Genomic DNA, 26,357 nt, shown 5'->3' with positions numbered 1-26,357 from the left:
CAATTCTCCCTCTCTATAAGGAATACTGCATTGGAGCATGTGTCGACGGGGACCCTCATCATTATCCTGGTGATCATGATCGTGGTCTCCGCTTACTTCTCCGCTTCCGAAACCGGCATGATGACGCTCAACCGTTATCGCCTGCGTCACCTGTCCAAACAGGGCAACCGCTCGGCGCGTCGGGTGGAGAAGCTGCTGCAAAAACCGGATCGGCTGATCGGGCTGGTGCTGATCGGCAACAACCTGGTCAACATCCTCGCCTCGGCGCTGGCGACCATCGTCGGCATGCGGCTGTATGGCGATCTCGGCGTGGCGATCGCGACCGGCATACTGACCTTCGCCGTGCTGTTGTTCGCCGAAGTGCTGCCAAAGACCTTCGCCGCCCTCTATCCGGAACGTATTGCCTTCCCCAGCAGCGTCCTGCTGGCGCCATTGCAAAAGGTGATGTTCCCGCTGGTCTGGCTGCTCAACGGTATCACCAGCCTGACCTTGCGCCTGTTCGGCATCCGCACCAACGTGCGCATCAGCGACGCCGTCAGCAAGGATGAGCTGCGCACTATCGTGCGCGAATCCCAGTCGCAAATCTCCCGCCGCAATCAGGACATGCTGATCTCGGTGCTGGATCTGGAAAAGGTGACGGTTAACGATATCATGGTGCCGCGCACCGAGATCGTCGGCATCGACGTCAACGACGACTGGAAGTCGATCATGCGCCAGCTGACCCACTCGCCGCACGGCCGCATCGTGCTGTATCGCAGCTCGCTGGACGACGCGATCGGCATGCTGCGCGTGCGGGAAGCCTACCGCCTGATGACCGAGAAAAAAGAGTTCAACAAAGAGAACCTGCTGCGCGCCGCCGATGAAATCTACTTCGTGCCGGAAGGCACGCCGCTCAACGTGCAGCTGGTGAAGTTCCAGCGCAACAAAGAGAAGGTCGGCATCGTGGTCGACGAGTACGGCGACATTCAGGGCCTGGTCACGGTAGAAGACATTCTCGAAGAGATCGTCGGCGACTTCACCACCTCAATGTCACCAACGCTGGCGGAAGAGGTCACGCCGCAGAGCGATGGCTCGGTCTTGATCGACGGTACCGCCAACGTGCGCGAGCTGAACAAAGCCTTTAACTGGACCCTGCCGGCCAGCGAGGCTCGCACCGTCAACGGTATGCTGCTCGAAGAGCTGGAAGAGATCCCTGAAACCGGCACCCGGGTGCGTATCGGCCACTACGATATCGACATTCTCGACGTGCAGGGCAACATGATCAAACAGGTGCGGGTCACGCCGATCACCTCGCTGCAGTCCAGCGTCGGCCACCACTGACCGCCGGCCTGAAAGTAAAAAAGACGCGAAATCGCGTCTTTTTTTTATCTCTGCGGGAAAATCGCGGCTAGATATGCAGTTCCTGCAGCTTCTCTTTCGGCAGCGCCAGCTCGTCGTTGTGGTTAACCACCACGTCGTTATCCAGGATGTGCTTGGCGATCTCCTGCGCTTCTTCCAGCGAGTGCATATGGTAAGTGCCGCACTGGTATTCGTTCAGCTCAGGGATTTTGCGCTGGTCGGTCACTTTCAGCACGTCGGCCATCGCCGCTTTCCACGCATCGGCTACGCGCTGCTCTTCCGGCACGCCGATCAGGCTCATGTAGAAACCGGTACGACAGCCCATCGGGGAGATGTCGATAATCTCCACGCCCTGGCCGTTCAGGTGGTCACGCATAAAGCCGGCGAACAGGTGCTCCAGCGTATGAATGCCGCGCTCGGGCATCACTTCCAGGTTCGGGCGGCAAAAGCGCAGATCAAACACCGTGATGGTATCGCCATGAGGCGTTTTCATGGTTTTCGCAACGCGGACAGCCGGAGCTGCCATACGGGTATGATCGACGGTAAAGCTATCCAGCAATGGCATTTCGCTACCTCCTCGTAAAAGAGCATTTATTTCGAAACTTTTTTTCCTAACCGGGAAACCTTTTCCAACCCTGCGAGTCTGAGTATGTGAAAGACGCGCATTTGTTATCATCATCCCTGTCATCAGAGATGCATATTTGGCCACATTGATGTGGCCTTTTTCTTTTTCAGCTTCCGCCATTTTGCTTCAGGAACGCTTCAAAGCTTAGCGTATCATTGGCTTCTATGTCGCGTTGGCGCTGCCACGAGGCTTCCCGCTCTTTATCCAGCTCGGCTTCGTTCAGGATTTCCAACGGCTCTTCCAGCAACATCTGACGATACTGCTCCGCCAGCTGCAACCCGACGCGCCCAGTGCCTTCCGCCTTCATCGCCTTCAGAATGCGCGCAGAGAAGGTCAACTCAGGATCGTCGAACGCGGCAACCAGCTCGTCGCACACCTGCTGGTATTGACGGTTGCCGGCTTCGCTGTCCAACACTTCCGCCACCCGACGCAGATCGGCGAACAGCGCCTTACCCACTTTTTCGAGCGGTTCATGGCTGGCGCCACAGCCGATGCCGATGGTCTGGCCCGGCTTGCGCCCTTCCAGAATCACCCGGTTCCAGTTCTTGCGCGTGCACAGCAGTTCATCGCTGCTCATCTCCGGCGCATCGGCCAGCGCGCACCACACCAGGAACAGATCCAGGAAACGCGCCTGCACCGCGTCCACGCCGATTGGCGAGAACGGGTTGATATCCAGCGAACGCACTTCGATGTATTCGATGCCGCCGCGCAGCAGCGCGTCAGACGGCGTCTCGCCGCTTTGGGTCACGCGCTTCGGCCGGATCGGCGCATACAGCTCGTTCTCGATTTGCAGCACGTTGCTATTCAGCTGCAGGTAGCGATCGCCCTCTTTCACGCCCAGCTTGGCGAACTCTTCGGAAGGCGTGGCTATCGCCCGCTTCAGACCGGCCACATAGCTGTGCAGATCGTTGAAGGTGATGCCCAAATTGCTCTGCGACTTGTTGGTGTAACCCAGGTCGCTCAGACGCAGCGAGGTGGCGTACGGCAGGTAGCACATCCCCTGCTCGGTGCGCTCGAACGGCAGATTGGTCTCACGCCCCTTGAGGAACGAAGAACAAATGGCCGGCGATGCGCCGAACAGATACGGGATCACCCAACCGAAACGGTAATAGTTACGGATCAGGCGGAAATACCCCGCCGAGATCTGCTCTTTACCGCTTTCTGCGTCCTGCACGCCGGCCCAGGCCTGCCAAAACTCCAGCGGCAGCGAGAAGTTGTAGTGCACGCCGGAAATGGTCTGCATCAGCGCGCCGTAGCGATTCTTCAGCCCTTCGCGGTACAGCGTCTTCATGCGGCCGATGTTCGACGAACCAAACTGCGCCAGCTCGATATCCTGCTCGGCTTCGATAAAGCACGGCATGCTGAGCGGCCACATGCGCTCATCGCCGATATTGCGCGCCACGTAACGATGAATATCGCGCAGGAACGTCAGCAGGTGATCGATGTTGTCATCAACCGGCGTAATGAACTCTAACAGCGCTTCGGCGAAATCCGTGGTGATCCAGTGGTGCGTCAATGCCGCGCCCAGCTTTTCCGGATGCCCGGTGGTCGCCAAGGTGCCGTTCGGCGTGACCCGCAGCGTTTCACGCTCGATGCCGCGACGAATGCCTTTTAATGCCTGGGGATGGGCTTCCAACCAAGAAAGCGCCTGTGATACGTCCGGGATCAAATTGACCTCCCGCTTCTAAAAACAATAACTCGTAAGCATACTGAATCCGCACCCGAGAGAATATTGAGTTATATTCACTTGGTTACTGCCACCAGGCGATACCCTGTACCGTTATCATAGCCAAAACGATGTAACGCAGCGCCTTTCCGATACACAGAAACAGCGCGACAGAGCCCCAGGGCATGCGCAGCCAACCTGCCAACACGCACAACAAATCGCCCACCACCGGCACCCAGCTGAGCAGCAGCGCAGCCGGGCCGAAGCGTTGCAGCCACCCGAGCGCCGTTGCCAGCCCCCGCTGTGGTTTCAACGCCGGTAACAGGCGCCCGATAATGACATTGGTCAAGCCACCCAGCGTATTGCCCAGGGTCGCGGCCAGCACCAGCAACTCCGGCGAGACGCGACTCTGGGTCAGCAAGGCGACCAGAACGATTTCTGAATTTCCCGGCAGCAGCGTCGCACTGAGGAAGCTACTGCCAAATAACGATATTACGGCTAGCGTACTACTCACAGCGTACGGACGTCTACCACAGCCATACCGGCACTTTTCGCCGCCTGAATGCCGAAATCGGCGTCTTCAAACACCACGCATTTTTCCGGCGGCACGCCGATCAGTTCGGCACAGCGCAAGAAGGTGTCCGGCTCCGGTTTGTGGCGCTGCACGTCGTCCGCACCGACGATCGCGTCGAAGCAGTTGAACAGGCCAAGATGACGCAGCAGCATTTCCGCCATGCGGTGCTCGCTGCCGGTACCGACCGCCATCGGACGGCGGCCATGATAGGACTTCACCACCTCGATCAGCGGCAATGGACGCACGCTGTCCAACAGCATCGCTTCCACCGCGCGGGTTTTCTCCGCAGCCAGGTGATGGGGATCGAGATCGGCCTGATGGCTGGCGATAATCGCCTGAGCGATGCGCCAGGTCGGTGAACCGCTCAGCGCCACCATGGCCGCTTCATCAAACGTCATGTCATAACGGGACAGCACTTCACGCCACGCTTTGCGATGCGTTGGCTCGGTGTCCAGAATCGTGCCGTCCATGTCGAAAATAAGACCCTGATAGCGGTCGTACATCGTTACTCCATGATCGTTGAGGAAAGAAAACTACTTTAGCGTAAAGCCGTTGGGTTGTCGCTGACTGCGTCATAACGGAATGTGCTGTGCCCGATCGGGCGCAAAGGAGGACAGGGGGGAAAGAATGGCTAAATGCTGAAAAGCGAAAAACCCGCCGAAGCGGGTTTCTCTTAGATGGTGCATCCGGGAGGATTCGAACCTCCGACCGCTCGGTTCGTAGCCGAGTACTCTATCCAGCTGAGCTACGGATGCATTACTGTTTTTACTGCTTGCCTGCTTCGCTAATGAAGCCAGACTTAAAGAATGGTGCATCCGGGAGGATTCGAACCTCCGACCGCTCGGTTCGTAGCCGAGTACTCTATCCAGCTGAGCTACGGATGCACAGTAATTCTTTGATACCCTATGGTACTTTGTTCCCAACTCTACCATACGGCTAATATGGTGCATCCGGGAGGATTCGAACCTCCGACCGCTCGGTTCGTAGCCGAGTACTCTATCCAGCTGAGCTACGGATGCAAATGGCGGTGAGGCGGGGATTCGAACCCCGGATGCAGCTTTTGACCGCATACTCCCTTAGCAGGGGAGCGCCTTCAGCCTCTCGGCCACCTCACCAAACGCTTCTTTCGAATTGTGCCTAACTTGCTTTAGAGAAGCTCATCGGCACTGCGTGGCGCACATATTACTTTCTCCGACTTTTAAGTCAAACAATTTTTCCCAACTCATGTGCGTTTGCACAATTCGCACCCAACATGGGCGATTTCACGGCAAAAAGGGCGTTTTATCAACAGGCAACCGCAGCGTCTGTAGCAACAAAGCAGAAAACTAACCGGGAAAATAATCACGAAAAAGAGAGGGGAGAACGAAAGAAGTGGATAAAACGATGCAGTAGCGTCTCGTCTGGCAACGAGACGCTGCTTCGGAATCAGTAAGTCGTCTGCTGAGACTTCTCTGCCTGAATGCGCTGATAGATTTCTTCACGGTGAACCGAAACCTCTTTGGGGGCGTTCACACCAATACGCACCTGGTTGCCTTTTACCCCTAGCACAGTGACCGTAACCTCATCGCCAATCATGAGGGTTTCACCAACTCGACGAGTCAGAATTAACATTCTTTGCTCCTTGAAAGATTAAAAGAGTCGGGTCTCTCAGTTTCCCCGTCATTATCCATCATATGTGGTGAAAACGTAAGCCGCGCAGCCCACAATAAGTGTAAGCAGACTTGGTCCCACCTCAGATAATGGTAAGTTTAGCCGACCTGAAAAACTTTGTTCCCGCAATTGTAACTAAATTGTGTTAGCACAGTATGAAAACGCCATAATCAACAAAGTATTATGGCGTTTGCGCGTGCTATTTATTTATGTTCACAGCTTCGAGGCCACCCAGGCTTCTACGCTGTTTAACGCCGCTGGCAGGGCGTTGATATCCGTCCCCCCCGCCATCGCCATATCAGGGCGACCACCGCCCTTGCCGCCTACCTGCTGCGCCACGTTGCCGATCAACTCGCCGGCTTTCACGCGGTCAGTCAGATCCTTGGTCACGCCTGCAACCAGGCTGACTTTGTCATCAGCCGTCGTTGCCAACACGATGATGGCCGAACCCAATTGATTTTTCAGGTCATCCACCATGGTGCGCAGCATTTTGGCTTCGACATTGTCCAACTGGCTGACCAACAGCTTCACGCCGTTAACCATTTTTGCCTGGCTGGACAGCGACGCGCTTTCCTGCGCCGCCTGCTGATCTTTCAGCTGCTGCAGTTCTTTTTCCAGCGCGCGGGTGCGATCGAGCACCGAGCGCACTTTATCGGTCAGGGTATTGCTGTCGCCCTTAACCAGCTGCGCAACGTCTTGCAACAAATCGCTTTGCTGGTGCAGCGTGGCGATAGCGCCGGCGCCGGTCACCGCTTCAATACGACGGATGCCCGCCGCGGTGCCCGACTCGCTCAGAATGCGGAACAGGCCAATATCGCCGGTGCGGCTGGCATGAGTACCGCCACACAGCTCGGTGGAGAAATCGCCCATGGTCAGTACGCGCACGTTGTCATCGTACTTCTCGCCGAACAGCGCCATCGCGCCCTTCTCTTTGGCATCTTCCAACGCCATCAGCTCGGTCTGTACCGGCAGGTTACGACGCACCTGCTGGTTCACCAGATCTTCCACCGCGCGGATTTGCTCCGGCTTCATCGCTTCGAAGTGCGAGAAGTCGAAACGCAGATATTTGTCGTTAACCAGCGAGCCTTTCTGCGCGACGTGGTCACCCAACGTTTGGCGCAGCGCGGCGTGCAGCAAGTGAGTCGCGGAGTGGTTCAGACGGATGCTGTTGCGGCGCTCAGCGTCGATTTGCGCATCCACGCGATCGTTCAGCTTCAGCGAGCCCTGCGCCAGTTTGCCCTGGTGGCCGATAGCCTGGCCGTATTTCTGGGTGTCGTTGACCACAAACTCTACGCCGGTGGCTTTCAGCACGCCTTTATCACCGACCTGGCCGCCGGATTCACCGTAGAACGGCGTCTCATCCAGCACCACCACCGCCTCTTCGCCAGCGTTGATCCGATCGACCGGCTGGCCGTCGCGGAACAGCGCGATGACAGTTGCCTGCTGCTCGTCGTGATCGTAACCGCTGAACTGGCTGCTGCCGTCCACGCGGATCAGGCTGTTGTAGTCGGCGCCGAAACCGCTGGATTCGCGCGCACGGCGGCGCTGCGCTTCCATCGCTTCTTCAAAGCCCGCTTCATCGACTTTCAGACCGCGCTCGCGGCAGACGTCAGCGGTCAGATCGACCGGGAAGCCGTAGGTATCGTACAGACGGAAAGCGGTTTCGCCGTCCAGGGTATCGCCCTGCAGCTTGGCCAGCTCTTCGTCCAACAGCGCCAGACCACGCTCCAGCGTGCGGGCAAACTGCTCCTCTTCGGTTTTCAGCACCTGCTCCACCAACGATTGCTGGCGTTTCAGTTCGTCGGCCGCCGGGCCCATCACTTCGATCAGTGGCGCCACCAGCTTGTAGAAGAAGGTGTCTTTCGCGCCCAGCATGTTGCCATGGCGGATCGCGCGACGAATGATGCGGCGCAGCACGTAGCCGCGGTTTTCGTTAGACGGGATCACGCCGTCCGACACCAGGAAGGCGCAAGAACGGATGTGGTCGGCGATAACGCGCAGGGATTTGTTGTCCAGATCGGTTGCACCGGTCACTTTTGCCACGGCGGCGATCAGGGTACGGAACAGATCGATTTCATAGTTGGAGTTCACATGCTGCAACACCGCCGCGATGCGCTCCAGGCCCATACCGGTATCCACCGAAGGTTTCGGCAGCGGCAGCATGGTGCCGTCGGACTGGCGGTTGAACTGCATGAAAACGATGTTCCAGATCTCGATGTAGCGGTCGCCGTCTTCTTCCGGGCTGCCAGGAGGGCCGCCCCAGATGTGATCGCCGTGATCGTAGAAAATCTCGGTGCACGGGCCGCATGGGCCGGTGTCGCCCATCTGCCAGAAGTTGTCGGAAGCGAAAGGCGCGCCCTTGTTGTCGCCGATGCGGATAATGCGCTCGGCCGGTACGCCGATTTGCTTCTGCCAGATGTCGAACGCTTCGTCATCGGTTTCATACACGGTGACCCACAGTCGCTCTTTCGGCAGGTTGAACCAGTTTTCACCGGTCAGCAGTTCCCACGCGTAGCTGATCGCGTCATGCTTGAAGTAATCGCCGAAGCTGAAGTTACCCAGCATTTCAAAGAAGGTGTGGTGACGGGCGGTATAGCCGACGTTTTCCAGATCATTGTGCTTGCCGCCTGCGCGCACGCAGCGCTGCGAGGTGGTGGCACGGGAATAGGCGCGTTTGTCCAGCCCCAGGAAAACATCCTTAAATTGGTTCATGCCGGCATTGGTAAACAGCAATGTCGGATCATTGTTAGGCACCAGGGAGCTACTCGCTACAACCTGGTGACCCTTACTATGAAAGAAATCGAGAAACGCTTGACGGATCTCAGCGGTGCTCTTGCTCATAATTTTCCTGGAAAGGCTAGAATAACGACACGTGAGCCGGTGACGCGTCATCCCGACGATGACAACCAGCTCACGAACAAAAAGTGGGGATAAGATAAATTTTCTTCAGAGGGAAGTAAAACCCCGTGTGCGCTCATTGCGCAAAATCACGGTAAATTGACTGAATTTCTTCCTGGAAGAAGCCGCGATAGAGCAGATAGCGCTGCACTTTGGCTTTCTCTTTCCAGTCGGTTGGCAACGCATCGCCAAATTTTCGCTGCGCCACCTGTTTCGCCTGTTCGCACCAGTCGATGTCGCATTCCGCCAGCGCGTCCTGCACCAGCGCTTTGTCGACGCCCTTTTGCATCAGTTCACTGCGGATGCGCTGCGCACCGTAACCTTTGCGGCTGCGGCTGCCGATGTAGCTGTGAGCGAAACGCTTATCGTCTAGCCAATTATGCTGGTAACAGTAGGTAATAACCTGCTCGATCAGCGCAGGATCCACCGGCTCTTCAGCCACCGGCGGTGATGCCGGCGCATGTGGCCCCTTGCCGCCAAAACGGGCTTTCGCCACAAACGGCTGCGCCGCAAGTTTGCGGCGCAGTTCAGCTTCACTATGATCGCGTTGCGACAGCAGGCGCATGGCGCGGCTTAGCAAGTCATTCATCATTCAAGCCTGAATTTATGGGATATGCGCCACACGAACGGCGGCGCATACCTTCAGCGATTAGAACTGCTCGCTGGTTTCCGCTTCGTCGTCTTCGAAGTCGTCACCGGAAGCGGCCACCAGCTCACCGCCGCTGTGCAGCAGCAGGTCACGCAGCTTCTTATCCAGCTCAGCGGCGATAGCCGGGTTTTCTTTCAGGAAGTTACAGGCATTCGCCTTGCCCTGACCGATCTTCTCGCCGTTATAGCTGTACCAGGCGCCGGCTTTTTCGATCATCTTGTGCTTCACGCCCAGATCGACCAGCTCGCCACGGCTGTTGATGCCTTCGCCGTACATGATTTGGAACTCAGCCTGCTTGAACGGCGCAGCGATTTTGTTCTTCACCACTTTCACGCGGGTTTCGCTGCCCACCACTTCGTCGCCCTCTTTGATGGCGCCGATGCGGCGGATATCCAGACGCACCGAAGCGTAGAACTTCAGGGCGTTACCGCCGGTCGTGGTTTCCGGGTTGCCGAACATCACACCAATTTTCATACGGATCTGGTTGATGAAGATCAGCAGGGTATTGGCGTTTTTCAGGTTGCCGGCCAGCTTACGCATCGCCTGGCTCATCATGCGTGCCGCCAGGCCCATGTGCGAATCGCCGATTTCACCTTCGATTTCCGCCTTCGGCGTCAGCGCCGCCACGGAGTCGACGATGATGACGTCAACCGCGCCGGAGCGGGTCAGCGCATCACAGATTTCCAGCGCCTGCTCGCCGGTGTCCGGCTGGGAGCACAGCAGGTTGTCGATATCGACGCCCAGCTTTTTCGCATAGATAGGATCCAGCGCGTGCTCGGCATCGATGAACGCACAGGTTTTGCCTTCGCGCTGCGCAGCGGCGATCACCTGCAGCGTCAGGGTGGTTTTACCAGAGGATTCCGGGCCGTAGATTTCAACGATGCGGCCCATCGGCAGGCCGCCGGCGCCCAAAGCGATATCGAGTGACAGTGAGCCGGTGGAGATCGTTTCCACGTCCATGGAGCGGTCTTCACCCAGGCGCATGATGGAGCCTTTGCCGAACTGTTTCTCAATCTGGCCCAGTGCCGCAGCTAACGCCTTTTGCTTGTTCTCATCAATAGCCATTTTTGCTCCTTCGTTTCGCAATGCCGGTGTTACCCCACACTGCCACTGAATGTATGTTGTGCAGGAAATGTCACTAATTATACTGTATAGTCATACAGTATCAAGCCTAATTTACAAAAATTCGTCGATGGCGGTTTGCAGCGCGAAAATCGTCGCCTGCAGCCGCACCGCGTCGCGGTCGCCCTCGAATTGCATCATGCGCGACAGCCCCCGGCCATCGCTGCCGGCGAAGCCGAACCACACGGTACCGACCGGCTTTTCCGCGCTGCCGCCATCCGGGCCGGCGATGCCGCTCACCGATAGCGCCAGATCGGCCTGCGCCGCCCGCAGCGCCCCTATCGCCATCTCGCGCACCACCTCTTCGCTGACCGCGCCGTGCGCCGCCAACGTGGCTTCGCTCACCCCTAACAGGTCATGCTTCGCCGCATTGCTGTAGGTGACGAAACCGCGATCGAAATAGGCGGAGCTGCCGGCGATATCGGTAATGGCCTTGGCGATACCGCCGCCGGTGCAGGATTCCGCGCAGGTGATCCAGCGGCCCTGAGCCTTCAGTTTTTCCCCCACCAGCACGCTGAGCCGGCGCAGTTGGTTTTCACTCATAACCTCTCCCTCGCGAATTCAGGTATATGCGCCCGATAGTAGCATTTATCAAGGCGATGCGACGGCCGACGCGTGGAAATGCGCAGCGCCTCGCAGGAGATGCGGTTTTAAGCGCCCGGCCAAGCTGCTAGTATCAAAAGAAGCGCCCCAGCGAGCGGCGGCGCACCAGCACAAGGAACATCACGGAGGCGGCACGCTGCGGCGGCGGCCTCAGGGCGCACCAGAAGAGATTAGGATGATAGCGTGAAAAAAACGTTGGGCGTATTCTTGCCGTTGTACACCACCACCCTGCTGCTGCTGTTGGGCTCGGGACTGCTCACCACCTACGTCTCACTGCGGCTGGCCTCTATCCACGTCAGCAGCGCGCTGATCGGCGCCATCATCGCCGCCAACTACATCGGGTTGGTGATCGGTGGCAAGGTCGGCCACTTTCTGATCGCCCGCGTCGGGCATATCCGCGCCTACGTGGCCTGCGCCGGCATCATTACCGCTGCGGTGCTGGGGCACGGCCTGACGGAGTTCATTCCCGCCTGGGTCGCCCTGCGCCTGGTGATCGGGCTGTGCATGATGTGTCAGTACATGGTGCTGGAAAGCTGGCTGAACGACCAGGCGGAATCCAACCAGCGCGGCATGGTGTTCGGCTTCTATATGGCGGCGACCTATCTCGGCATGTCGCTGGGCCAGATCGTGCTGATGCTGCAAAGCAACCTGGGCATCACCACGCTGCTGGTGATCGCGCTGTGCTTCGCGCTCTGTCTGGTGCCCATCGCCCTCACCACCCGCACCAATGCGCGCCACATGTCGCCGGCGCCGATGGAGCTGCGCTACTTTGTCGGCGCCATTCCCAAAGTGCTGGCCACCACGTTGGTGATCGGTATGGTGGTGGGCTCGTTTTACGGCCTGGCGCCGGTCTACGCCAGCCTGCAGTCCTTAACCACTCAGCAAACCGGCCTGTTCATGGCGCTGGCCATCTTCGCCGGACTGGTGGCGCAGTTCCCACTCAGCTGGCTGTCGGATCGCTATAGCCGCCCGTTGCTGATGCGACTCAACGCTATTTTCCTGATCGTGGCGGCGCTGCCGCTGGCGCTGCTACCGCACATCGATTTCCCGCTGCTGCTGGCGGTGGGATTCGTCGTCAGCATGCTGCAGTTTACGCTCTACCCGTTGGTAGTGGCGCTGGCCAACGATCTGATTGAGCCGGAGCGCCGCGTATCGCTGGCCGCCTGCCTGCTGATGGCGTTCGGCGTCGGCGCCAGCATCGGGCCCTTGGCGGTCGGCGCGCTGATCGAGCCGCTTGGCGGTAATATCCTGTACGCCTTCTTCGCCCTGTGCGGCGTGCTGCTGGCGGCCCTCAGCCGCACGGCGAAAGCGGAGGAACCTCAGCTGGCGCAGGACGCACCGGTGCCGCATATTCCGCTGCCGGACAGCCTCACCAGTTCGCCGCTGTCGCCGGCGCTCAATCCGACCTTCGATGAGCAGATCATTCACGACACCATGCCGCCGCCGGAAGCGGCGCCCGATGTCGACGAGCCGCAGCCCGAGGAACAGGAGGCAGAGCCCCTGCCTCAGGGGGCCGATCCGCAAGAGGATACCGGCCTGAAAAAGGCGCACGCCATGCTGTAAACGGCGGCGCTACAGATCCTGGAAGGAGCCCAGCATAAAACCGCGTTCGGCGATCGCCGCTTTCAGCGTCGGTGCGGTCAACACATCCAGCTCGACGAGGCGCGGATGACAGTATTTGCTCTGCAGGATCGTCGCGTCGAGGAATGCCGGGTGGCACATCATTTCCAATGACTCGGCGCCCTGCTCGTCGGCACGCGTCAACCGCTGCAGGAACAAGGCTTCGGAAATCATTTCACCGTAGAATCCCGCGTCAAACACGTCGGTACTGCAGGGCGTCTGCAAGGTAATATCGCGCCGTTTCGCCTCTTCGCGATCGAGGCGCAGCGGCAGACCCTGTGCCTGGGCAAACGCCTCCACCAGCGGGTAAATCTGCGGCTGCATATGCACATGGTGGTGGCTGTCGATGTGCGTCGGCGGCCTGCCGAACAGCGTCACAAACCGCGCGAACTGGCGCTGCAGTTCCTCCTGAATCTCGTCCAGCTGCAGCTCGCCGGCCTCGGCGCGGCACCACAGCCATTTACCCAGTTCGCCATGCTCGTTGACCAGCGAAGGCATGGCGCCCAGCGGCCTGCCATGGGTCAAAACGAAATGCAGCCCGATCGGCAGCCCCGGATATTGCCGGCTGAGCGCCGCCGCGTGCTGGGCGCCGCCGCCGTTCACCATTGCCGTGGTAGAAGAAACCACGCCATGCTGATACGCCTCGATGACGCCGTAGTTTTGCCCCTTGCTCAGGCCGAAGTCATCGGCATTCACGATCAGTAGTTTTTCCATAGTGGCTCCCGCGAGATGGATTTTTGGCAAGGGAAGCCCGACCGACCGACGCGGCATTCCCCTTCGCTAAGGTAAAAATCGAATGATTAACCGGCCGGCGGCCTGAAGCTCATCGGCATATCGGCGTTGATACTGATCGGGAGCGGCCCTAAAGAGGGCCGTAGCACTTTTTTCGGTAGTTGCCTGGGGTCACGTCGGTGAGCCGCTTGAAGTTCTTAATGAACAGGCTGACATCGCCATAGCCGGAATCAAAGGCGATATCGGAAACCGAAGAGTTGGTGACCTCCAGCTGCGTCTTGGCGAAATTGATACGGATCTCATTGATCACCTGCATCGGCGTCTTATGGTAGTAACGCCGCATCGCCCGGGTCAGATACTCCTGAGTCTTCCCCGACAGCGCCACCATGTTCGCCAACGCCCTTTCGCCGAACATCGCCTTGTCATGCATGCCGGCCAGGGTGTTCTTCAGCCACTGCGGGATATCATCGCCGCCGTCGTTTTCTTCCTTATAGTGACGAATGCGGCTGATCACATAGAAAGTCAGCGTTTCGAGAAATTCGGCGAAATCATCCTCGCGAAACTGCGGCGAACTCACCACCGATTCGATATAGGCCAAAAACTCGCTCCTCAGGCTGTAGGCCTGCGAGGCGACGAAGCAGCGCGGCAGCTGCTGCAAATAGTGCTCTTCAAAGAACGCTTTGCTGACCGCCACATTGAAGATTTTCGTCGCGCCAAACTCGTAAAAACTCTGGTGGTGGGAGCCAATAGGGATAAAGACGAAATCCCCGCGTTCCAGCAGCACCCGCTTGCCGTTGATCTCCTGGTAGCACTTGCCGCTCAGCACGATGGTGAACTCATAATAGTCGTGCTGATGCAGCCCGGTGGCGCTTTCCACCTTGTTGTAGATAAACAGGTGAAAATCTTTGCAGTTAAAAAAATCCTGCTCGCGAATCAGCTTCACGTCGTTCGCACTCAGCGAAATTCGGTTGTCGGACACGGCGCCGGCCTCCCGTTAGTCAAATCCGTTGCGTCTGGCCGCCTCGGCAAACCAGTAGCCGCTTTTCTTGATGGTGCGGCGCTGATCCGCCCGATCCAGCCGCACCAGCCCATAACGATTCTTGTAGGCGTTCAGCCAGGACCAGCAGTCGATAAAGGTCCAAAGATGATAGCCTTTGCACTGCGAGCCTTCCGCCAGCGCGCGGTGCAGCCATTTCAGGTGCTCGCGAATAAAGTCGATGCGGTAATCGTCCTCCACCCGCCCATCGGCGCCGATAAACGCCTCTTCGCCCTCAACGCCCATGCCGTTTTCCGAAATATAACAAGGCAGATTGCCGTAGTTTTCTTTCAGATCCATCAGGATGTCGTACAGCCCCTTTTCGTAGATCTCCCAGCCGCGGTGCGGATTGATTTTGCGGCCCGGCATTGCATAGTAACTGAACAAATCCTCCGGCGATGCGATCGGCCCCTCGGCGCGGCGCCCCTCTTTCGCCAGCACCCTGCGCGGTTGGTAATAGTTGACGCCGAGGATGTCCACCACGCCGTCTTCAATCAGCTGCGCATCCTGCGGCTCGCAGTGGGGCATCAGCCCATGCCGCTCCAGCAGCTGCAGCAACGCCGCCGGATAACGCCCTTTGGCGACCGGATCGAGGAAACTGCGGTTGAGCAGCAGATCGGCGTCGTGCGCGGCCTGCCGATCCTCCGACGCGTCGGAACGCGGATAGGTGGGGCTCAGGTTGAGAATGATGCCGATGTTCCCCGGCAGCTCCCGCGCTCTGAAACGCTGCACCGCCATGGCATGCGCCAGTACGCTGTGATACGCCACGGTGACCGCCCGTTTGAAATCCACCACGCAAGGGTAGTGCAGGTCATTCAGGTAACCGGCCTCCACCGGCACGATCGGCTCGTTGAAGGTGAACCAGTGGGTGACCCGATCGCCAAACAGACCGAAACAGGTATCGGCGTAACGCGCATAGGCTTCGACCACCGCCCGGCTTTCCCAGCCGCCGCGCTGCTGCATGCACAGCGGCATATCGAAGTGGTAGAGATTGATAAACGGGGTGATGCCCTGCGCCAGCAGCTCGTCGATCATCGCGTTATAGAAGGCCACCGCCTGCGGGTTCACCTCTCCGTCGCCGTCCGGGATCAGCCGCGACCACGAGATCGACGTTCTAAAGGTATTGTGGCCCAGCGTTTTGAGCAGCCCGATATCGGTGCGGAAATGGTCGTAAAAGGTTGAGGCCTCGCCCGGCCCCACCCGATCGTGAAAGCGCTCGGGCGCGATCTCAAACCAATAGTCGAAGATGTTGCGGCTCTTGCCGTCCCGTGCGGCCGCCCCTTCAGACTGCGGCGCGGAGGTGGCGCTGCCCCACCAGAACCCGTCGGCAAATTGATATTCCATACTCGCGTCCCTCGCGGGGCGGCCACGCCGCCCCGTTCCACTGTTAGAATTTGAGCGCCTTGGCGATGTCTTCTTCGCTTTCCGTCGCCGCGTCGATCTGGCTCTGCGCCTTGTTGGAGATCGCCACGAACGGCAGATAAATCACGGTGGCGACCGCCAGGTTGAACAAGCTCAGCAACAGGGCCATGATGCTGCCGTTGGTGTTGAAGAACGCCCCCAGGCCGACCGGCATGGTCCAGGGTGCGATGTTGGTGATAGGCGGGATCAGCCCGGAGTAATAAGCCAGCGAGGTGATAATGGTCAGCACCGGCTGCACCAGGATGAACGGAATGAACATCACCGGGTTCATGATCACCGGCAGGCCGAACAGAATCGGTTCGTTGATCTGGAAAATGCCGGACGGCGTCGCCAGTTTGGCGACCTGGCGGTAATCTTCGCGGCGCGAGGCGATGAAGATGGCGATGATCAGGCCCAGCGTCGAGCCGGTGCCGCCAAGGTAGATGTAGGAGTCGACAAACGGCTTCGCCCACATATGGAACTCTTTCCCGGCGGCCACCGCCGCTTCGACCGAACCGTATTTGTTATACAGCTCCACGTTTTCCAGCGCGAACGGCGTCATGATGCCGCTGTCCAGCGCCGCCAGCGCCATGGAGCCGTGCACCCCGAAGAACCACAGCAGCGAGGAGAACAGCACGTACACCCAGCCCACCACGCTGCCCATCTTGGCCAGCGGCGCCGAAATGCCGTCCATGATGATCTGGTGGAAGTTGGTGCCCCAGTGCGCCAGCGCGAACGCCAGCAGCCCCATGATAGAGAGGATGATGAAACCGGGGATCAGCGCCGAGAAGGAGCGCGACACCGAAGCCGGCACGCTGTCCGGCAGGCTGATCACCCAGTTGCGCCGCACGATGAAAGCAAACATCTCGGCCACCACCAGCCCGATCACCATACCGGAAATGATGTTGGCGCCGCCCAGCCAGTTGGCGCCCACCGCATAGGCCTCGCCGACGTTAAACGGCGTGACGGTCATAAAGGCCGCCACCGCCAGCAGTGCCGCAGCCAACGGATCGACCTTGCGCTCTTCGGCCAACGCCATGCTGATAAAGAACGGCGTCATCAGGGACATGATCCCCAGCGTACCGTTGTAAACGCTGCCGCCGATGCTCTTCAGCCCGTTCAGCGTCTCGATGGTGGAGGCATCCAGGCGCACGCCCAGCGAATAGAAGAACGATCCTTCGCCGAAGCTCAGGAACACGTTGTTGATCAACACGAACATCGCCCCGGTCAAGGTCAGCGGCATCAGGCGGATAAAGCCGTTCTTGATGGCGTTGACGTGGGGCTGCTTACCGATTTTTACGGCGAAAGGCAGGATAACCTTCTCGAGCGAGGCAATGAGGGTATTCACGGCGGCCTCCTGTTATTGATTGGCTTTCTTGATGGCGGCCACTGCGGCCTTCAGCACCCCCAGCCCATCGACCTTGCCGTACAGCAGCGGATCGATGACTTCAACAGGTTTGTTGGGCAGCTGTTTTTGCACTTCCGGCAAGGTGTAGGCGATCTGCGGCCCCAGCAGGATCAGATCCGCTTCAACGCCTTTCTCCGCGGCCAGCGCCTCCGGATAGGCGGCGATGATCACCGGTACTTCGTATTTCTCGGCCTGCGCCTTCATTTTTGATACCAACAGGGAAGTGGACATACCGGCAGAACAAAACAGATAGATTTTTTTCTTTTCCATACCAAGCACCTCAGATAATCAAAAAAACCCCGTGTTATTTGTATGCCAGATGCAATCACGATTGCTTCACGCACATTCCTTATGAAAATTTCCGTCACGTTGCCCTGGTTGCAGACAGTATACGGAGCATGAAAAACGGATCGGTAAGCCAGCGAGGATAATAACCGTCTCTCCTTGACCTGCTGGCTTGACCCCCTTCACATTTCACATAAAAAAATAGTGTGACCGGGCTCTCAAATAACCGATAAAAACTCGGAATATTCGCAATAAATACGCAAATGGCAATTATAAACAGCCAGTTATAAACTCGCCGGGAATTTAAGGGATTATTTGCGCCCGAACAAACGAAGAGGGAATAAAAATAGTTCAAGCTTGATTCGCTTACTTGCCATCCGAACGCGATGGCCGGTGAAGAAGATTAGGTGGGCAGACGCAGCAACTCGATCACCGTGGTCAGCGCCACGGAATGATTCCTGCGGTTGGGATATAGAGGTAAAAACCGGGAAACGGCGCGCACCAGTCGGCCAACACCCGCCGCAGCCGCCCGCTCGCGAGGTGTTCTTCCACCTCCTGTTCGATGACGAACGCGATGCCGACGTGCGCCAACGCCGCCTGCAGCAACAGCCTGGCGTCATCCACGATAAGCGGGCTGTTGACCGCCACGGAAAATCGCTGCTCGCCCTGGTGAAATGCCCATTTGTAGCGCTCGCCCGAAGAGGCCTTGCGCCAACCGATGCAGCGGTGCTGCAACAAATCCTGTGGATGCGTCGGTTCGCCGTGCCGTTGAAAATAGTCCGGCGTGGCGACGATGGCGAAACGCAGATCCGGCGTCAGGCGCACCGCACGCATATCGTTGTGCAGATCCTCGCCGAGCCGAATACCGGCGTCAAAGCCTTGCTCGACGATGTTGGCAAACCCTTCGTCCGCCACCACCTCCAGCGTAATGCCGGGGTACTTGCTGGCCAACCGCCCCAGATGCGGCACGATGGCGAGATCGATCGCCGAACGCGGCGCGTTGATGCGCACCAGGCCGCGTAGCCCTTCGCGAAACGCATTCAGGCTCTCCAGCGCGGCGTCGATGTCGGTAAAGGCCGGCACCAGCTGTGCCAACAGATGCTCACCGGCCTCCGTCGGCGAGACGTTGCGGGTGGTACGGTTCAGCAGGCGAAGCCCACCTGCGCTTCCAGCTCGCGCAGGGTGTGGGTCAGCGTCGGCGGCGTCACGCCCAATCGGGCGGCGGCGCGGCGGACGGTACGCTGTATGTCGGGCTGATCACCAGCGGCAACGTGCTGCGCAAACGGCCGGGTCAGGAGTGGGAAACCTTCTTCCCCGGCGCTGACACGGTGTTCGCCTCAAACGCGCTGCGGCTGGACGAACAGCGCGGGCTGCTGTGGGGGAACTCGCCGGACTTTCTCTCCGGCGGCAAAACGCGCGCCAACCGCATCTATGCGCTGAACGTCGCGGATGGCACCCTCAACCGCAACCTGGCGCTGCCGTCGGGGGAAATGAGCAACGATATCGTGCTCGGCGCAGACGGCACGGTGTACGTGACAGAAACCCGCGGCGGCGGCATCCTGCGCCTGCGGCCGGGCGAAACGGCATTTAGTACACTGTATTGGGAGCCGCCGGGATCGTGCTGTTCGACGACCGGCTGATGGCAGTCGCCAATTTCGGCACCGGTAAGCTCTACCCCCCTCAGCTATAACGATCCAAAGCCGCAGCTGACGGAAATGCAGCTGCCGCGCCTCATCGAAAACCCGGACGGGATGGGGTTGGCACCGGACGGCGCGCTGATCGTGCTGGAAAACGCGCTCCAGAGCGGCCAGGGGCAGATCCTGCGGATCCCTTCCCCCAAGGCGGCAGGCATGCACCGGATTGAGATCTTGCGCGAAGGCATGGAGTCGCCGGTCAACCTGACTATCCCCCCACAAGGCTGCGCCTTTGTCAGCGAATCGCGCATCCGCCACCGCCTGCTGCCCGGCCATGAAACCGAAGTGCCCGACAGCTTCCGCCTCTATCAACTGCCTTTGCCTCTCACCGCCGCGCAATAACCTTTCCACCACCACTGCGGGCGGCGGCTTGCGTTGTTGCCAGCAGGCGAACAACAATCACGCTTCGTTGCAAACCCGCCTTGCGCTACGCTTCCCATTTTTACCTGTGACAGCCGATTGCCCGCTGGGCTAGTATAAGCGTCTGTGCAAACCTCGGGTTTGAGCGCGCCGTTTGGCGTTTTGATGATTTGATTTGCGCCGCCCGGCAAGCGCTAAATGGGGCGGCGCCTGCTGAAACAATGTGATAGCGAATGACGACAATGAAAATCACAGTTCCCTTTACATTCAATGGATTGGAAAAATAATCGCATGAATAGCACCGATAAACTCGATTCGCATACGCCGATGATGCAGCAGTATAGAAAATAAGATTATAGTAAATTGATATGTATGAATATTTAAATAAAAACAAACACAACAAGCTACCTATAGGCTACAAATAGTGAAATCAATCTGGCTGCTCTTGTATAAGCTGGATTTCTAAAAGGTAAGTTTTCCTCTAAAAACTCATCGGCAAAAACATAATTCACAGCAGGTTTACTGTTGTGTCTTAGGAAATCCGATGCCATCTCCGCTGCGTATGGCGTTTCTAGGTAATACGTCAAAAACTGTTTGGATGGTAGTTGGCACGTATGGTATCTGTCGAGGACTATGGGTTAAGTATGTGTTTTCTTGGTTTCTCTATTTCTTAACTAGTTTCAAAATGTTAAATCCATCACAAAAATGCGGTAGTAGAAACTATGAGCATATGATTTGCCATTTTTTGAGGGTTGAATGTAAACAAGCCTGTTGGCAAAATTGTTGATGTAGTTATGACTACTTTTTTGGGATTTTAAAATCCTACACAGCAATGACAACATAGTACCATCAAGAAACAGTTAAAAAGGAAATAATATGGCTGCAAAACTATGTTTCTTCCCCGTAGGTAATGGGGATATGACACTTATTCAAACTGAAGATGGAAAAAATATATTAATCGATTGCCGTATTAGGGATGGAGAAGAACATCCTGATGTCCGCTCACAACTTAGAGAAAAACTCTCTCGAGATAGCGAAGGGCGTCTTTTCGTCAATCTTTTTATTTGGACGCATCCTGATTCAGATCATTGTGATGGAGTATCTGATCACTTTCACTTGGGGAAACCTGAAAATTGGAGTGAAAAGAGCGATAAAATTTTTATCAATGAAATTTGGTCAAGCCCAATTGTATTTAGACGCCATCATGCTCAAAATCATCCATTATGTGATGATGCAATAGCGTTAAATACAGAAGTGAAGAGAAGAGTTAATCTTTACAAAGAGAAGGGCTATTTGGATGGTGTCGGAAATCAAGTCTTGGTTTTAGGAAAAGACGAGAATGGTAAAACTGATAATATACCATATATTCTTTTAGAATTAGATAATACAACCAGTTATATTAACGGAGAATCTTCATCAGTTTTTCAAGCCCGGTTATTAGGTCCATCACCCAAGAAAGATCTCGACGAGTTAGAAGATAAATTAGGTAAAAATCATTCGAGTGTTATCATAAACTTTGAATTAAAAGGTGATAACAAAACTGCTTATTTTTTAAGTGGAGGTGATGCTGAGGTTGTGTGCTGGGAAGGTGTGAAAGATCGTCTGTCAGACAAGAATGAAATGTCATGGTTAGATTATGATATCTTACAAACACCACATCATTGTTCTTGGCACAGTATATCTCATGATAGTCTAAGCCAAAAAGGCGATGATGCAAAAACCTCTGAAAAAGCAATGGAGGTATTTAACCGTGCAAAACAAAATGCTTTCATTATATCAAGTTCGAAAACAATTGAAGACGATGAAAAAGATCCTCCAGCTTACCGAGCAAAAGAAGAGTATGAAAAAATAACAGATGATAAAAACGGTCAATTTCTGTGCGTATCTGATCATAAAAAAAATGGGAAAAATGTTCCTTTGGAAATTGAAATTTCCAGTAATGGTATTAAGAAGATAGCAGCATCTACATTAGGTATGGCAGAATCATCTAATACTGTCGTAAATAGACAAGGTGGTGGTGGTTATGCCTGATTGTCTTAAAAAAAAGATAGATCAGTTAAATAAAATCCTTGCACCTTATGGTGCAAGGAAGCTGTCCAATACTGAATTATCTATTCTTGATGAAAAATATATATGTGTCTGGGAATTATCTACAGATTTAGTATTCAATGACGACTCAATTGTATTACAAATAAGGTATAAAAGTTTAACACAGCATGATATCCCAGAAGTATTTGTATCATCTCCAGTAATAAATGTATGTCAATTACCTCATATAGAAAAAAATGGTAAACTATGTGTTTGGCCAAATACATACATTATTGATTTGAGTGATAATTCATATGTTCTTGAATTATTAAGTGATGCCTATTCGATGTTGAAAAAAGGCATCAAAGGAGATCTTAGAGATGATTTTATTGACGAGTTTCAGAATTACTGGATTTATCATTGCAATAAAATAGAACGTGTTATTAGCCTATGTGATTTGAACATAAAGAACACAAGATTAGTATACGGCTACAAAGCAAAAACATTAGGATGGATATATTCTGATGGTGAACAAAAATTAATTAATTGGTTAGATAATCAGAAACTACTATCTTCCAATTCAGATAACTCTAATGCAAGAGATAAACACCTACGTCAAAGACAACTTTCCAGAATAATATCTATTCCATTAATATTTTTTGAAAATGCATGGTATCCAGAACAATATCCAAGAACAATAAGAGATTTATTCAATTTAATCAATGAATATCATAATGAACCAGATATAGTTGATGAGTTTATTTTAAAATCAATAGCAAATATATATAATCGCAACCCAACTGTTTTAATAGCATTTCCTACGCCCTCAGGAATGAATATTATAGGAATTCGAATTTCTGAGAATGTAGGTGATCGTCATACAGATAGATATGATACAAGAGCTATCGCTAACGGTCGATTCCACATTAATTCATTATTAGATGGTCATAGAGATTATATCAATGGCCGCATTTTAAAGAATAGAATTGGTGAGTTAAAAGCACAAAACATCTTAGTTGAACGTAACGATAATTCATGGATAATGGGTAGAGATCATAATCCTACTTATAAAAAAATATCTGAGCATACAGTAGCTATAATCGGATGTGGCTCAGTCGGTTCATCTATATCGAGGCTGTTAATACAATCTGGCATTACAAATATAATGCTCTGGGATGAAGACTCTATGAAATCAGAAAATTCTTCACGACATCTCCTGGGGTTCGATTCTGCTAACAAAAATAAAGCATCTGCTCTCGCATCCAAACTTCGTTTAGAATTTCCAAACACCAATATAGAGTATTTTAATGAAGAATGGTCCGAAAACGCCGAATCAAGTACAAGAATTACTGAGGCTGACCTTATCCTAAGCTGCACTGCCGATTGGAATACCGAGCAACAACTGTTAAGTAAACAATCTCAGTGTAATTTGGGAGTTCTTGTTTTTGCTTTTGTTGAAGCCCATGCAATGGCTGGACATGTAATAGTAAATCAAATAGATTCTGGTGCCTTTAATGCCTGGCATTACACACAAGGTGAAAAAATAGGTGCATTGAGATATCCTGCTACATATTGGAAAGAAAATACAAAAAAAAGAATTGCTGCTTGTGCTGGAGAATTTCAGCCTTATGGAGCGATACCTTTAGCAAACTTACATTCACTTGCTGCAAGAACAATAATTGACTTAATATTGAATAGATTTCCTGACAGTTCCTTTGCATATAGCTATCTTGGTAGACAAGAAGAACTGGTAGAACTTGGTGGTCAATGGAATAATTGTTGGATAAATAAATTTGGCAATCCAAATAAAGGCGATCGAATCATTTCTTTGATTTATGAAAACTCAAGCTGGATGAATAACGATGCATAAATTTTATAGTTATGATTTAAATTTTTATATATGCATCAGTGAAGACATTATGGAAGAGTTATTTTCTTATAGACAGAAAAATTTTCTAAGTAAAGAGTCTGGAGGAATGTTATTTACAAATAAACTTGACAACACAGAAATAGAAATAAATAAAATCTCAATACCTTGCTCATCTGATATAAGGAAAAGAAACTATTTCAAATTAGATGAGAAAAAAGCGAAACAAGAAGTACTAATACAATTTGAAAATGGTTTCCATTATTTAGGCGACTGGCATACACACAACGAGACTATTGCAAACCCATCACCTACTGATATTAATAGCATTCATGAGTTATTTACCAAATCTAAACATAACAGACCATTTTTTATAATTTTAATAATCCCTAATCAAAATGTAATATCTAATTGTTATTTGGCAGCGGCAGATGGAAAAAAGATATACCAATTTAAATATCAAAATCAAACAACAACGATTTAGAAAAGACTATAAATTAAGGAGAGCAAAGTGTCTATAATTAAAAGTTTTTCAGTAGGAAATGGTGATATGTGTTATATAAAGCATAATAGTGATAATTTCACAATCATTGATTGTAACATTAATACTGGAAATGCCAAAGGCATTATAGAAGAAATAAAAGAGCAATCAGCTCAAAAGAGTATAATGCGATTTATTTCAACTCATCCTGATGAAGATCATTTCGGGGGTATTCATCTGCTTGATGATGAAATAAAAATCCATAACTTTTATGTAATAAAAAATAAAGCGATAAAAAAAGATATTACAGTTTCATTTGAGAGATACTGTTCCTTACGTGATGATTGTGATAAAGCTTTTTATATTTCTAAGGGATGCACACGTAAATGGATGAATAAAAGTGATGAAAACCGTTCAAGCTCAGGAATAAGTGTTCTATGGCCTGAACTAAATAACCCTTTCTTTATTGAGGCGTTAAGTGCCTGCGAAACAGGTGAAAGTTATAACAATGCCTCAGCAGTAATTAGATATAGCCTCAATAATGGTGCCAGCATAATGTGGTTAGGAGACCTTGAAACTGAATTTATGGAAAATATTGCTAATGACATACACTTAGAAAAAACCACAATTGTTTTTGCAGCACATCATGGTAGAAAGTCAGGAAAAATACCAGATTCATGGCTGAAAAAGTTAGATCCTCAATATATTATTATCGGAGAAGCCCCATCTCGACATTTAAATTACTATACCGGATACCAAAAAATAACCCAAAACAGAGCCGGTGATATTACAATGAAATGCATCGATGATAAAGTTCATTTTTACGTATCGAATGCAGCCTATGAAAAAGACTCTTTGATTGATGAACAAGTATATGACGCATCTCTCGGGTACTACATCGGCTCACTTACAGTAGAAAAAGAATATACGTTATAGATTCACATTCAAAATGCAATATTAATCTCTATTTTTAAAAAATAAGAGTATAATTTCAAACTATACTCTTATTACTAAGAACTAAATACTAACTATCAGCACCGACAGCCACTGCACTTGTAACCATCCTATTACCATAATGTCTTGAAATAACTGAGAAAATAAAGGTCATTATGAAAAGAAAGGCAAGCACAATCCATTTTATATGCAAGCCATCAATTGAAATAAATTTCAATAAACCAGCACATAAAAACATAACTAAGGTTGCGCTACATAAATCTCTAAATAAAAGAAAATTTTTATGAGCATCAATCACCTGAGCACTTGAATCAGTTTTCTTATAAATATTTTTATACCAAAAGGGATTCCTATCTTGCTCTGGCATATCATGCAGAAAAAGCTCAGGCCATTTGTTTTGTAAATCATTCATGTTCAGACGTTCATCTTTACGACAAAGTTCAATAACTCTATTTCCTGGCAATACTCGTTTAACCCGCCAAAAGACCAGAATATGTTTGAAGTTTTGAGGAATGATATTAACTAATAACAACGATATGACGGATACCCCTCCAGAGATACCGAGCCCCGCATAAATATTCTTGATATTAACATATCCTTCGATGCCTAACTGAATTAAAAATATAACAACGCAGAGTACAGTTATAACTGCATATATAGTAGTTTTATTCGATTCTTTTAAATTTTTAGTTTCACTCATTAAATCACCTTTTCGTGATATGCCATATCATTGGAAGACAATTATAGCTAAAAACCGTGAAGATCTCCATCAACAAATTGTTTGTAAGATAAGCAAGGGCTAACTTTAAGAAGCTACGCTTATTAAAGTTTCCCTTGTTTTTTCTCCTTTCAGTCGAAAAAAAATACGCACACACTTCTTAAAGAGACTATAAATAACCATTTATTAAATTACACTGAAAGATGCAGGTCATAGTCTTTTTTTATCAAAATTTCCAGAACGTAATTTCCCAGCATTTGAAATGATTAATTCTTTTTCTTTTGAAGCAATTAGCGAAGGTATATCTACCGACATAAAATCTAAATTATCGCACCACCAATTCACAAATATATACACATTCTGGCTCATAAGCCTATGAGCTTCCGAAAAATAATTCTTTGCAAACATCTCATTTATTGATTTCAAACTCTCAACTTCTGTCTTATTTACGATAATTCTAAACATATCTTCACTTGGATATGCATTAATTTCGCCTATCCCTATATTTAATCTCTCGAATAACCCTTCCATAAGCAAATCAATCTCATTGAATGCTGAAATATATTTTTTCATATTCCCTCCGCTTTGTTATTATATTTCCCACAAGTTATCTGATCATTATAAAATGTCAAGAGTAATGCTGATAAA

At 52.4% G+C, this 26,357-nt stretch carries 26 protein-coding genes and 4 tRNA genes; 8 read left to right on the top strand and 22 right to left on the bottom strand.

Annotated features, from left to right (window positions below):
- The first annotated feature begins 30 nt into the window (after positions 1-30).
- Positions 31-1,320: an HlyC/CorC family transporter gene (locus C3F38_RS06310; protein ID WP_038871814.1), complete on the top strand. Its 1,290-nt coding sequence runs from the start codon at positions 31-33 to the stop codon at positions 1,318-1,320.
- 67 nt (positions 1,321-1,387) lie between these two features.
- Here the strand turns inward: C3F38_RS06310 and luxS are convergent, their stop codons facing one another.
- From luxS to alaS, 10 genes are all read right to left on the bottom strand, one after another.
- On the bottom strand, positions 1,388-1,903 hold the full coding sequence (gene luxS / locus C3F38_RS06305; RefSeq protein WP_019455133.1) for an S-ribosylhomocysteine lyase: 516 nt from the start codon (positions 1,901-1,903) through the stop codon (positions 1,388-1,390).
- A gap of 166 nt (positions 1,904-2,069) precedes the next feature.
- Positions 2,070-3,632, bottom strand: coding sequence for a glutamate--cysteine ligase (gshA, locus tag C3F38_RS06300; RefSeq protein ID WP_055312570.1), 1,563 nt, complete (start codon positions 3,630-3,632; stop codon positions 2,070-2,072).
- An 82-nt stretch (positions 3,633-3,714) separates the two neighbouring features.
- Positions 3,715-4,143, bottom strand: a complete 429-nt coding sequence (locus tag C3F38_RS06295) for a YqaA family protein (RefSeq protein WP_004932520.1) — start codon at positions 4,141-4,143, stop codon at positions 3,715-3,717.
- Positions 4,140-4,706 (bottom strand): fructose-1-phosphate/6-phosphogluconate phosphatase, encoded by a 567-nt coding sequence (yqaB, locus tag C3F38_RS06290; protein WP_055317330.1) that lies wholly within the window; start codon positions 4,704-4,706, stop codon positions 4,140-4,142. The genes C3F38_RS06295 and yqaB overlap by 4 nt, the downstream gene beginning before the upstream one ends.
- Before the next feature lie 175 nt (positions 4,707-4,881).
- A tRNA-Arg gene (locus tag C3F38_RS06285) sits at positions 4,882-4,958 on the bottom strand.
- A gap of 52 nt (positions 4,959-5,010) precedes the next feature.
- Positions 5,011-5,087: transfer RNA gene (locus C3F38_RS06280), tRNA-Arg, on the bottom strand.
- A gap of 58 nt (positions 5,088-5,145) precedes the next feature.
- Positions 5,146-5,222, bottom strand: a tRNA-Arg gene (locus C3F38_RS06275).
- Between the two features lie 3 nt (positions 5,223-5,225).
- Positions 5,226-5,318 (bottom strand) — tRNA-Ser (locus tag C3F38_RS06270).
- Positions 5,319-5,628: 310 nt separating this feature from the next.
- Entirely contained in the window at positions 5,629-5,814 is a 186-nt protein-coding gene (gene csrA, locus C3F38_RS06260) for a carbon storage regulator CsrA (protein ID WP_004091602.1), read from the bottom strand.
- Positions 5,815-6,066: 252 nt separating this feature from the next.
- On the bottom strand, positions 6,067-8,694 hold the full coding sequence (gene alaS / locus C3F38_RS06255) for an alanine--tRNA ligase (protein ID WP_055317329.1): 2,628 nt from the start codon (positions 8,692-8,694) through the stop codon (positions 6,067-6,069).
- Here alaS and C3F38_RS26360 point away from each other — a divergent pair.
- Positions 8,644-8,787, top strand: a complete 144-nt coding sequence (locus C3F38_RS26360; RefSeq protein WP_162091232.1) for a hypothetical protein — start codon at positions 8,644-8,646, stop codon at positions 8,785-8,787. The genes alaS and C3F38_RS26360 overlap by 51 nt on opposite strands.
- Positions 8,788-8,827: 40 nt before the next feature.
- Here the strand turns inward: C3F38_RS26360 and recX are convergent, their stop codons facing one another.
- The 3 genes from recX to pncC all read right to left on the bottom strand — a co-directional run bounded on the left by recX (position 8,828) and on the right by pncC (position 11,065).
- Positions 8,828-9,340 carry a recombination regulator RecX gene (recX, locus tag C3F38_RS06250; protein ID WP_055312572.1) on the bottom strand — a complete coding sequence of 171 codons (513 nt, stop codon included), beginning with the start codon at positions 9,338-9,340 and terminating at the stop codon, positions 8,828-8,830.
- 60 nt (positions 9,341-9,400) lie between these two features.
- A complete protein-coding gene (gene recA / locus C3F38_RS06245) occupies positions 9,401-10,465 on the bottom strand; it encodes a recombinase RecA (RefSeq protein WP_004932541.1) in 1,065 nt (354 codons plus the stop codon).
- 111 nt (positions 10,466-10,576) lie between these two features.
- On the bottom strand, positions 10,577-11,065 hold the full coding sequence (pncC, locus tag C3F38_RS06240; RefSeq protein ID WP_047728887.1) for a nicotinamide-nucleotide amidase: 489 nt from the start codon (positions 11,063-11,065) through the stop codon (positions 10,577-10,579).
- A gap of 243 nt (positions 11,066-11,308) precedes the next feature.
- Between pncC and C3F38_RS06235 the strand changes: the two genes are divergently transcribed.
- Positions 11,309-12,688 carry an MFS transporter gene (locus C3F38_RS06235; protein WP_038871834.1) on the top strand — a complete coding sequence of 460 codons (1,380 nt, stop codon included), beginning with the start codon at positions 11,309-11,311 and terminating at the stop codon, positions 12,686-12,688.
- Positions 12,689-12,697: 9 nt separating this feature from the next.
- On the opposite strand, the gene chbG is transcribed toward C3F38_RS06235, so the two are convergent.
- From chbG to C3F38_RS26500, 7 genes are all read right to left on the bottom strand, one after another.
- Positions 12,698-13,459 carry a chitin disaccharide deacetylase gene (chbG, locus tag C3F38_RS06230; RefSeq protein WP_055313020.1) on the bottom strand — a complete coding sequence of 254 codons (762 nt, stop codon included), beginning with the start codon at positions 13,457-13,459 and terminating at the stop codon, positions 12,698-12,700.
- A 148-nt stretch (positions 13,460-13,607) separates the two neighbouring features.
- Entirely contained in the window at positions 13,608-14,456 is an 849-nt protein-coding gene (chbR, locus tag C3F38_RS06225; RefSeq protein ID WP_055313018.1) for a transcriptional regulator ChbR, read from the bottom strand.
- A 15-nt stretch (positions 14,457-14,471) separates the two neighbouring features.
- Positions 14,472-15,857, bottom strand: coding sequence for a glycoside hydrolase family 1 protein (locus C3F38_RS06220; RefSeq protein WP_055317328.1), 1,386 nt, complete (start codon positions 15,855-15,857; stop codon positions 14,472-14,474).
- Between the two features lie 43 nt (positions 15,858-15,900).
- Entirely contained in the window at positions 15,901-17,262 is a 1,362-nt protein-coding gene (gene chbC, locus C3F38_RS06215) for a PTS N,N'-diacetylchitobiose transporter subunit IIC (RefSeq protein ID WP_047728896.1), read from the bottom strand.
- 12 nt (positions 17,263-17,274) lie between these two features.
- Entirely contained in the window at positions 17,275-17,592 is a 318-nt protein-coding gene (locus C3F38_RS06210; protein WP_004932561.1) for a PTS sugar transporter subunit IIB, read from the bottom strand.
- Between the two features lie 453 nt (positions 17,593-18,045).
- Entirely contained in the window at positions 18,046-18,702 is a 657-nt protein-coding gene (locus tag C3F38_RS06205; RefSeq protein WP_233211723.1) for a LysR substrate-binding domain-containing protein, read from the bottom strand.
- Between the two features lie 47 nt (positions 18,703-18,749).
- Complete coding sequence (locus C3F38_RS26500; protein WP_229702030.1) at positions 18,750-18,815, bottom strand: hypothetical protein; 66 nt, start codon at positions 18,813-18,815, stop codon at positions 18,750-18,752.
- Between the two features lie 543 nt (positions 18,816-19,358).
- Between C3F38_RS26500 and C3F38_RS26495 the strand changes: the two genes are divergently transcribed.
- The 5 genes from C3F38_RS26495 (at position 19,359) to C3F38_RS06175 (ending at position 24,973) form a co-directional block, all read left to right on the top strand.
- The gene (locus C3F38_RS26495) at positions 19,359-19,643 is read left to right on the top strand and encodes a hypothetical protein (protein ID WP_233211721.1); all 285 of its coding nucleotides are present in this window, start codon (positions 19,359-19,361) and stop codon (positions 19,641-19,643) included.
- A gap of 894 nt (positions 19,644-20,537) precedes the next feature.
- Complete coding sequence (locus C3F38_RS06190) at positions 20,538-21,692, top strand: hypothetical protein (protein ID WP_049193235.1); 1,155 nt, start codon at positions 20,538-20,540, stop codon at positions 21,690-21,692.
- Positions 21,685-23,559: a ThiF family adenylyltransferase gene (locus tag C3F38_RS06185; protein ID WP_055317327.1), complete on the top strand. Its 1,875-nt coding sequence runs from the start codon at positions 21,685-21,687 to the stop codon at positions 23,557-23,559. The genes C3F38_RS06190 and C3F38_RS06185 overlap by 8 nt, the downstream gene beginning before the upstream one ends.
- A 49-nt stretch (positions 23,560-23,608) precedes the next feature.
- On the top strand, positions 23,609-24,040 hold the full coding sequence (locus C3F38_RS06180; protein ID WP_224357279.1) for a Mov34/MPN/PAD-1 family protein: 432 nt from the start codon (positions 23,609-23,611) through the stop codon (positions 24,038-24,040).
- Between the two features lie 27 nt (positions 24,041-24,067).
- Positions 24,068-24,973, top strand: coding sequence for a hypothetical protein (locus tag C3F38_RS06175; RefSeq protein WP_029701605.1), 906 nt, complete (start codon positions 24,068-24,070; stop codon positions 24,971-24,973).
- Positions 24,974-25,061: 88 nt separating this feature from the next.
- On the opposite strand, the gene C3F38_RS06170 is transcribed toward C3F38_RS06175, so the two are convergent.
- Together C3F38_RS06170 and C3F38_RS06165 are read right to left on the bottom strand one after the other, a co-directional pair.
- Entirely contained in the window at positions 25,062-25,691 is a 630-nt protein-coding gene (locus C3F38_RS06170; protein ID WP_001513936.1) for a hypothetical protein, read from the bottom strand.
- Between the two features lie 228 nt (positions 25,692-25,919).
- Positions 25,920-26,282, bottom strand: coding sequence for a hypothetical protein (locus tag C3F38_RS06165; RefSeq protein WP_049193231.1), 363 nt, complete (start codon positions 26,280-26,282; stop codon positions 25,920-25,922).
- Positions 26,283-26,357: the final 75 nt, after the last annotated feature.

This window comes from Serratia sp. SSNIH1 (assembly GCF_002935055.1).
Taxonomy (GTDB): domain Bacteria; phylum Pseudomonadota; class Gammaproteobacteria; order Enterobacterales; family Enterobacteriaceae; genus Serratia; species Serratia nevei.
The sequence above is the reverse complement of the archived record's forward strand: the minus strand, read 5'-3'. Positions and strand labels throughout refer to the sequence as shown.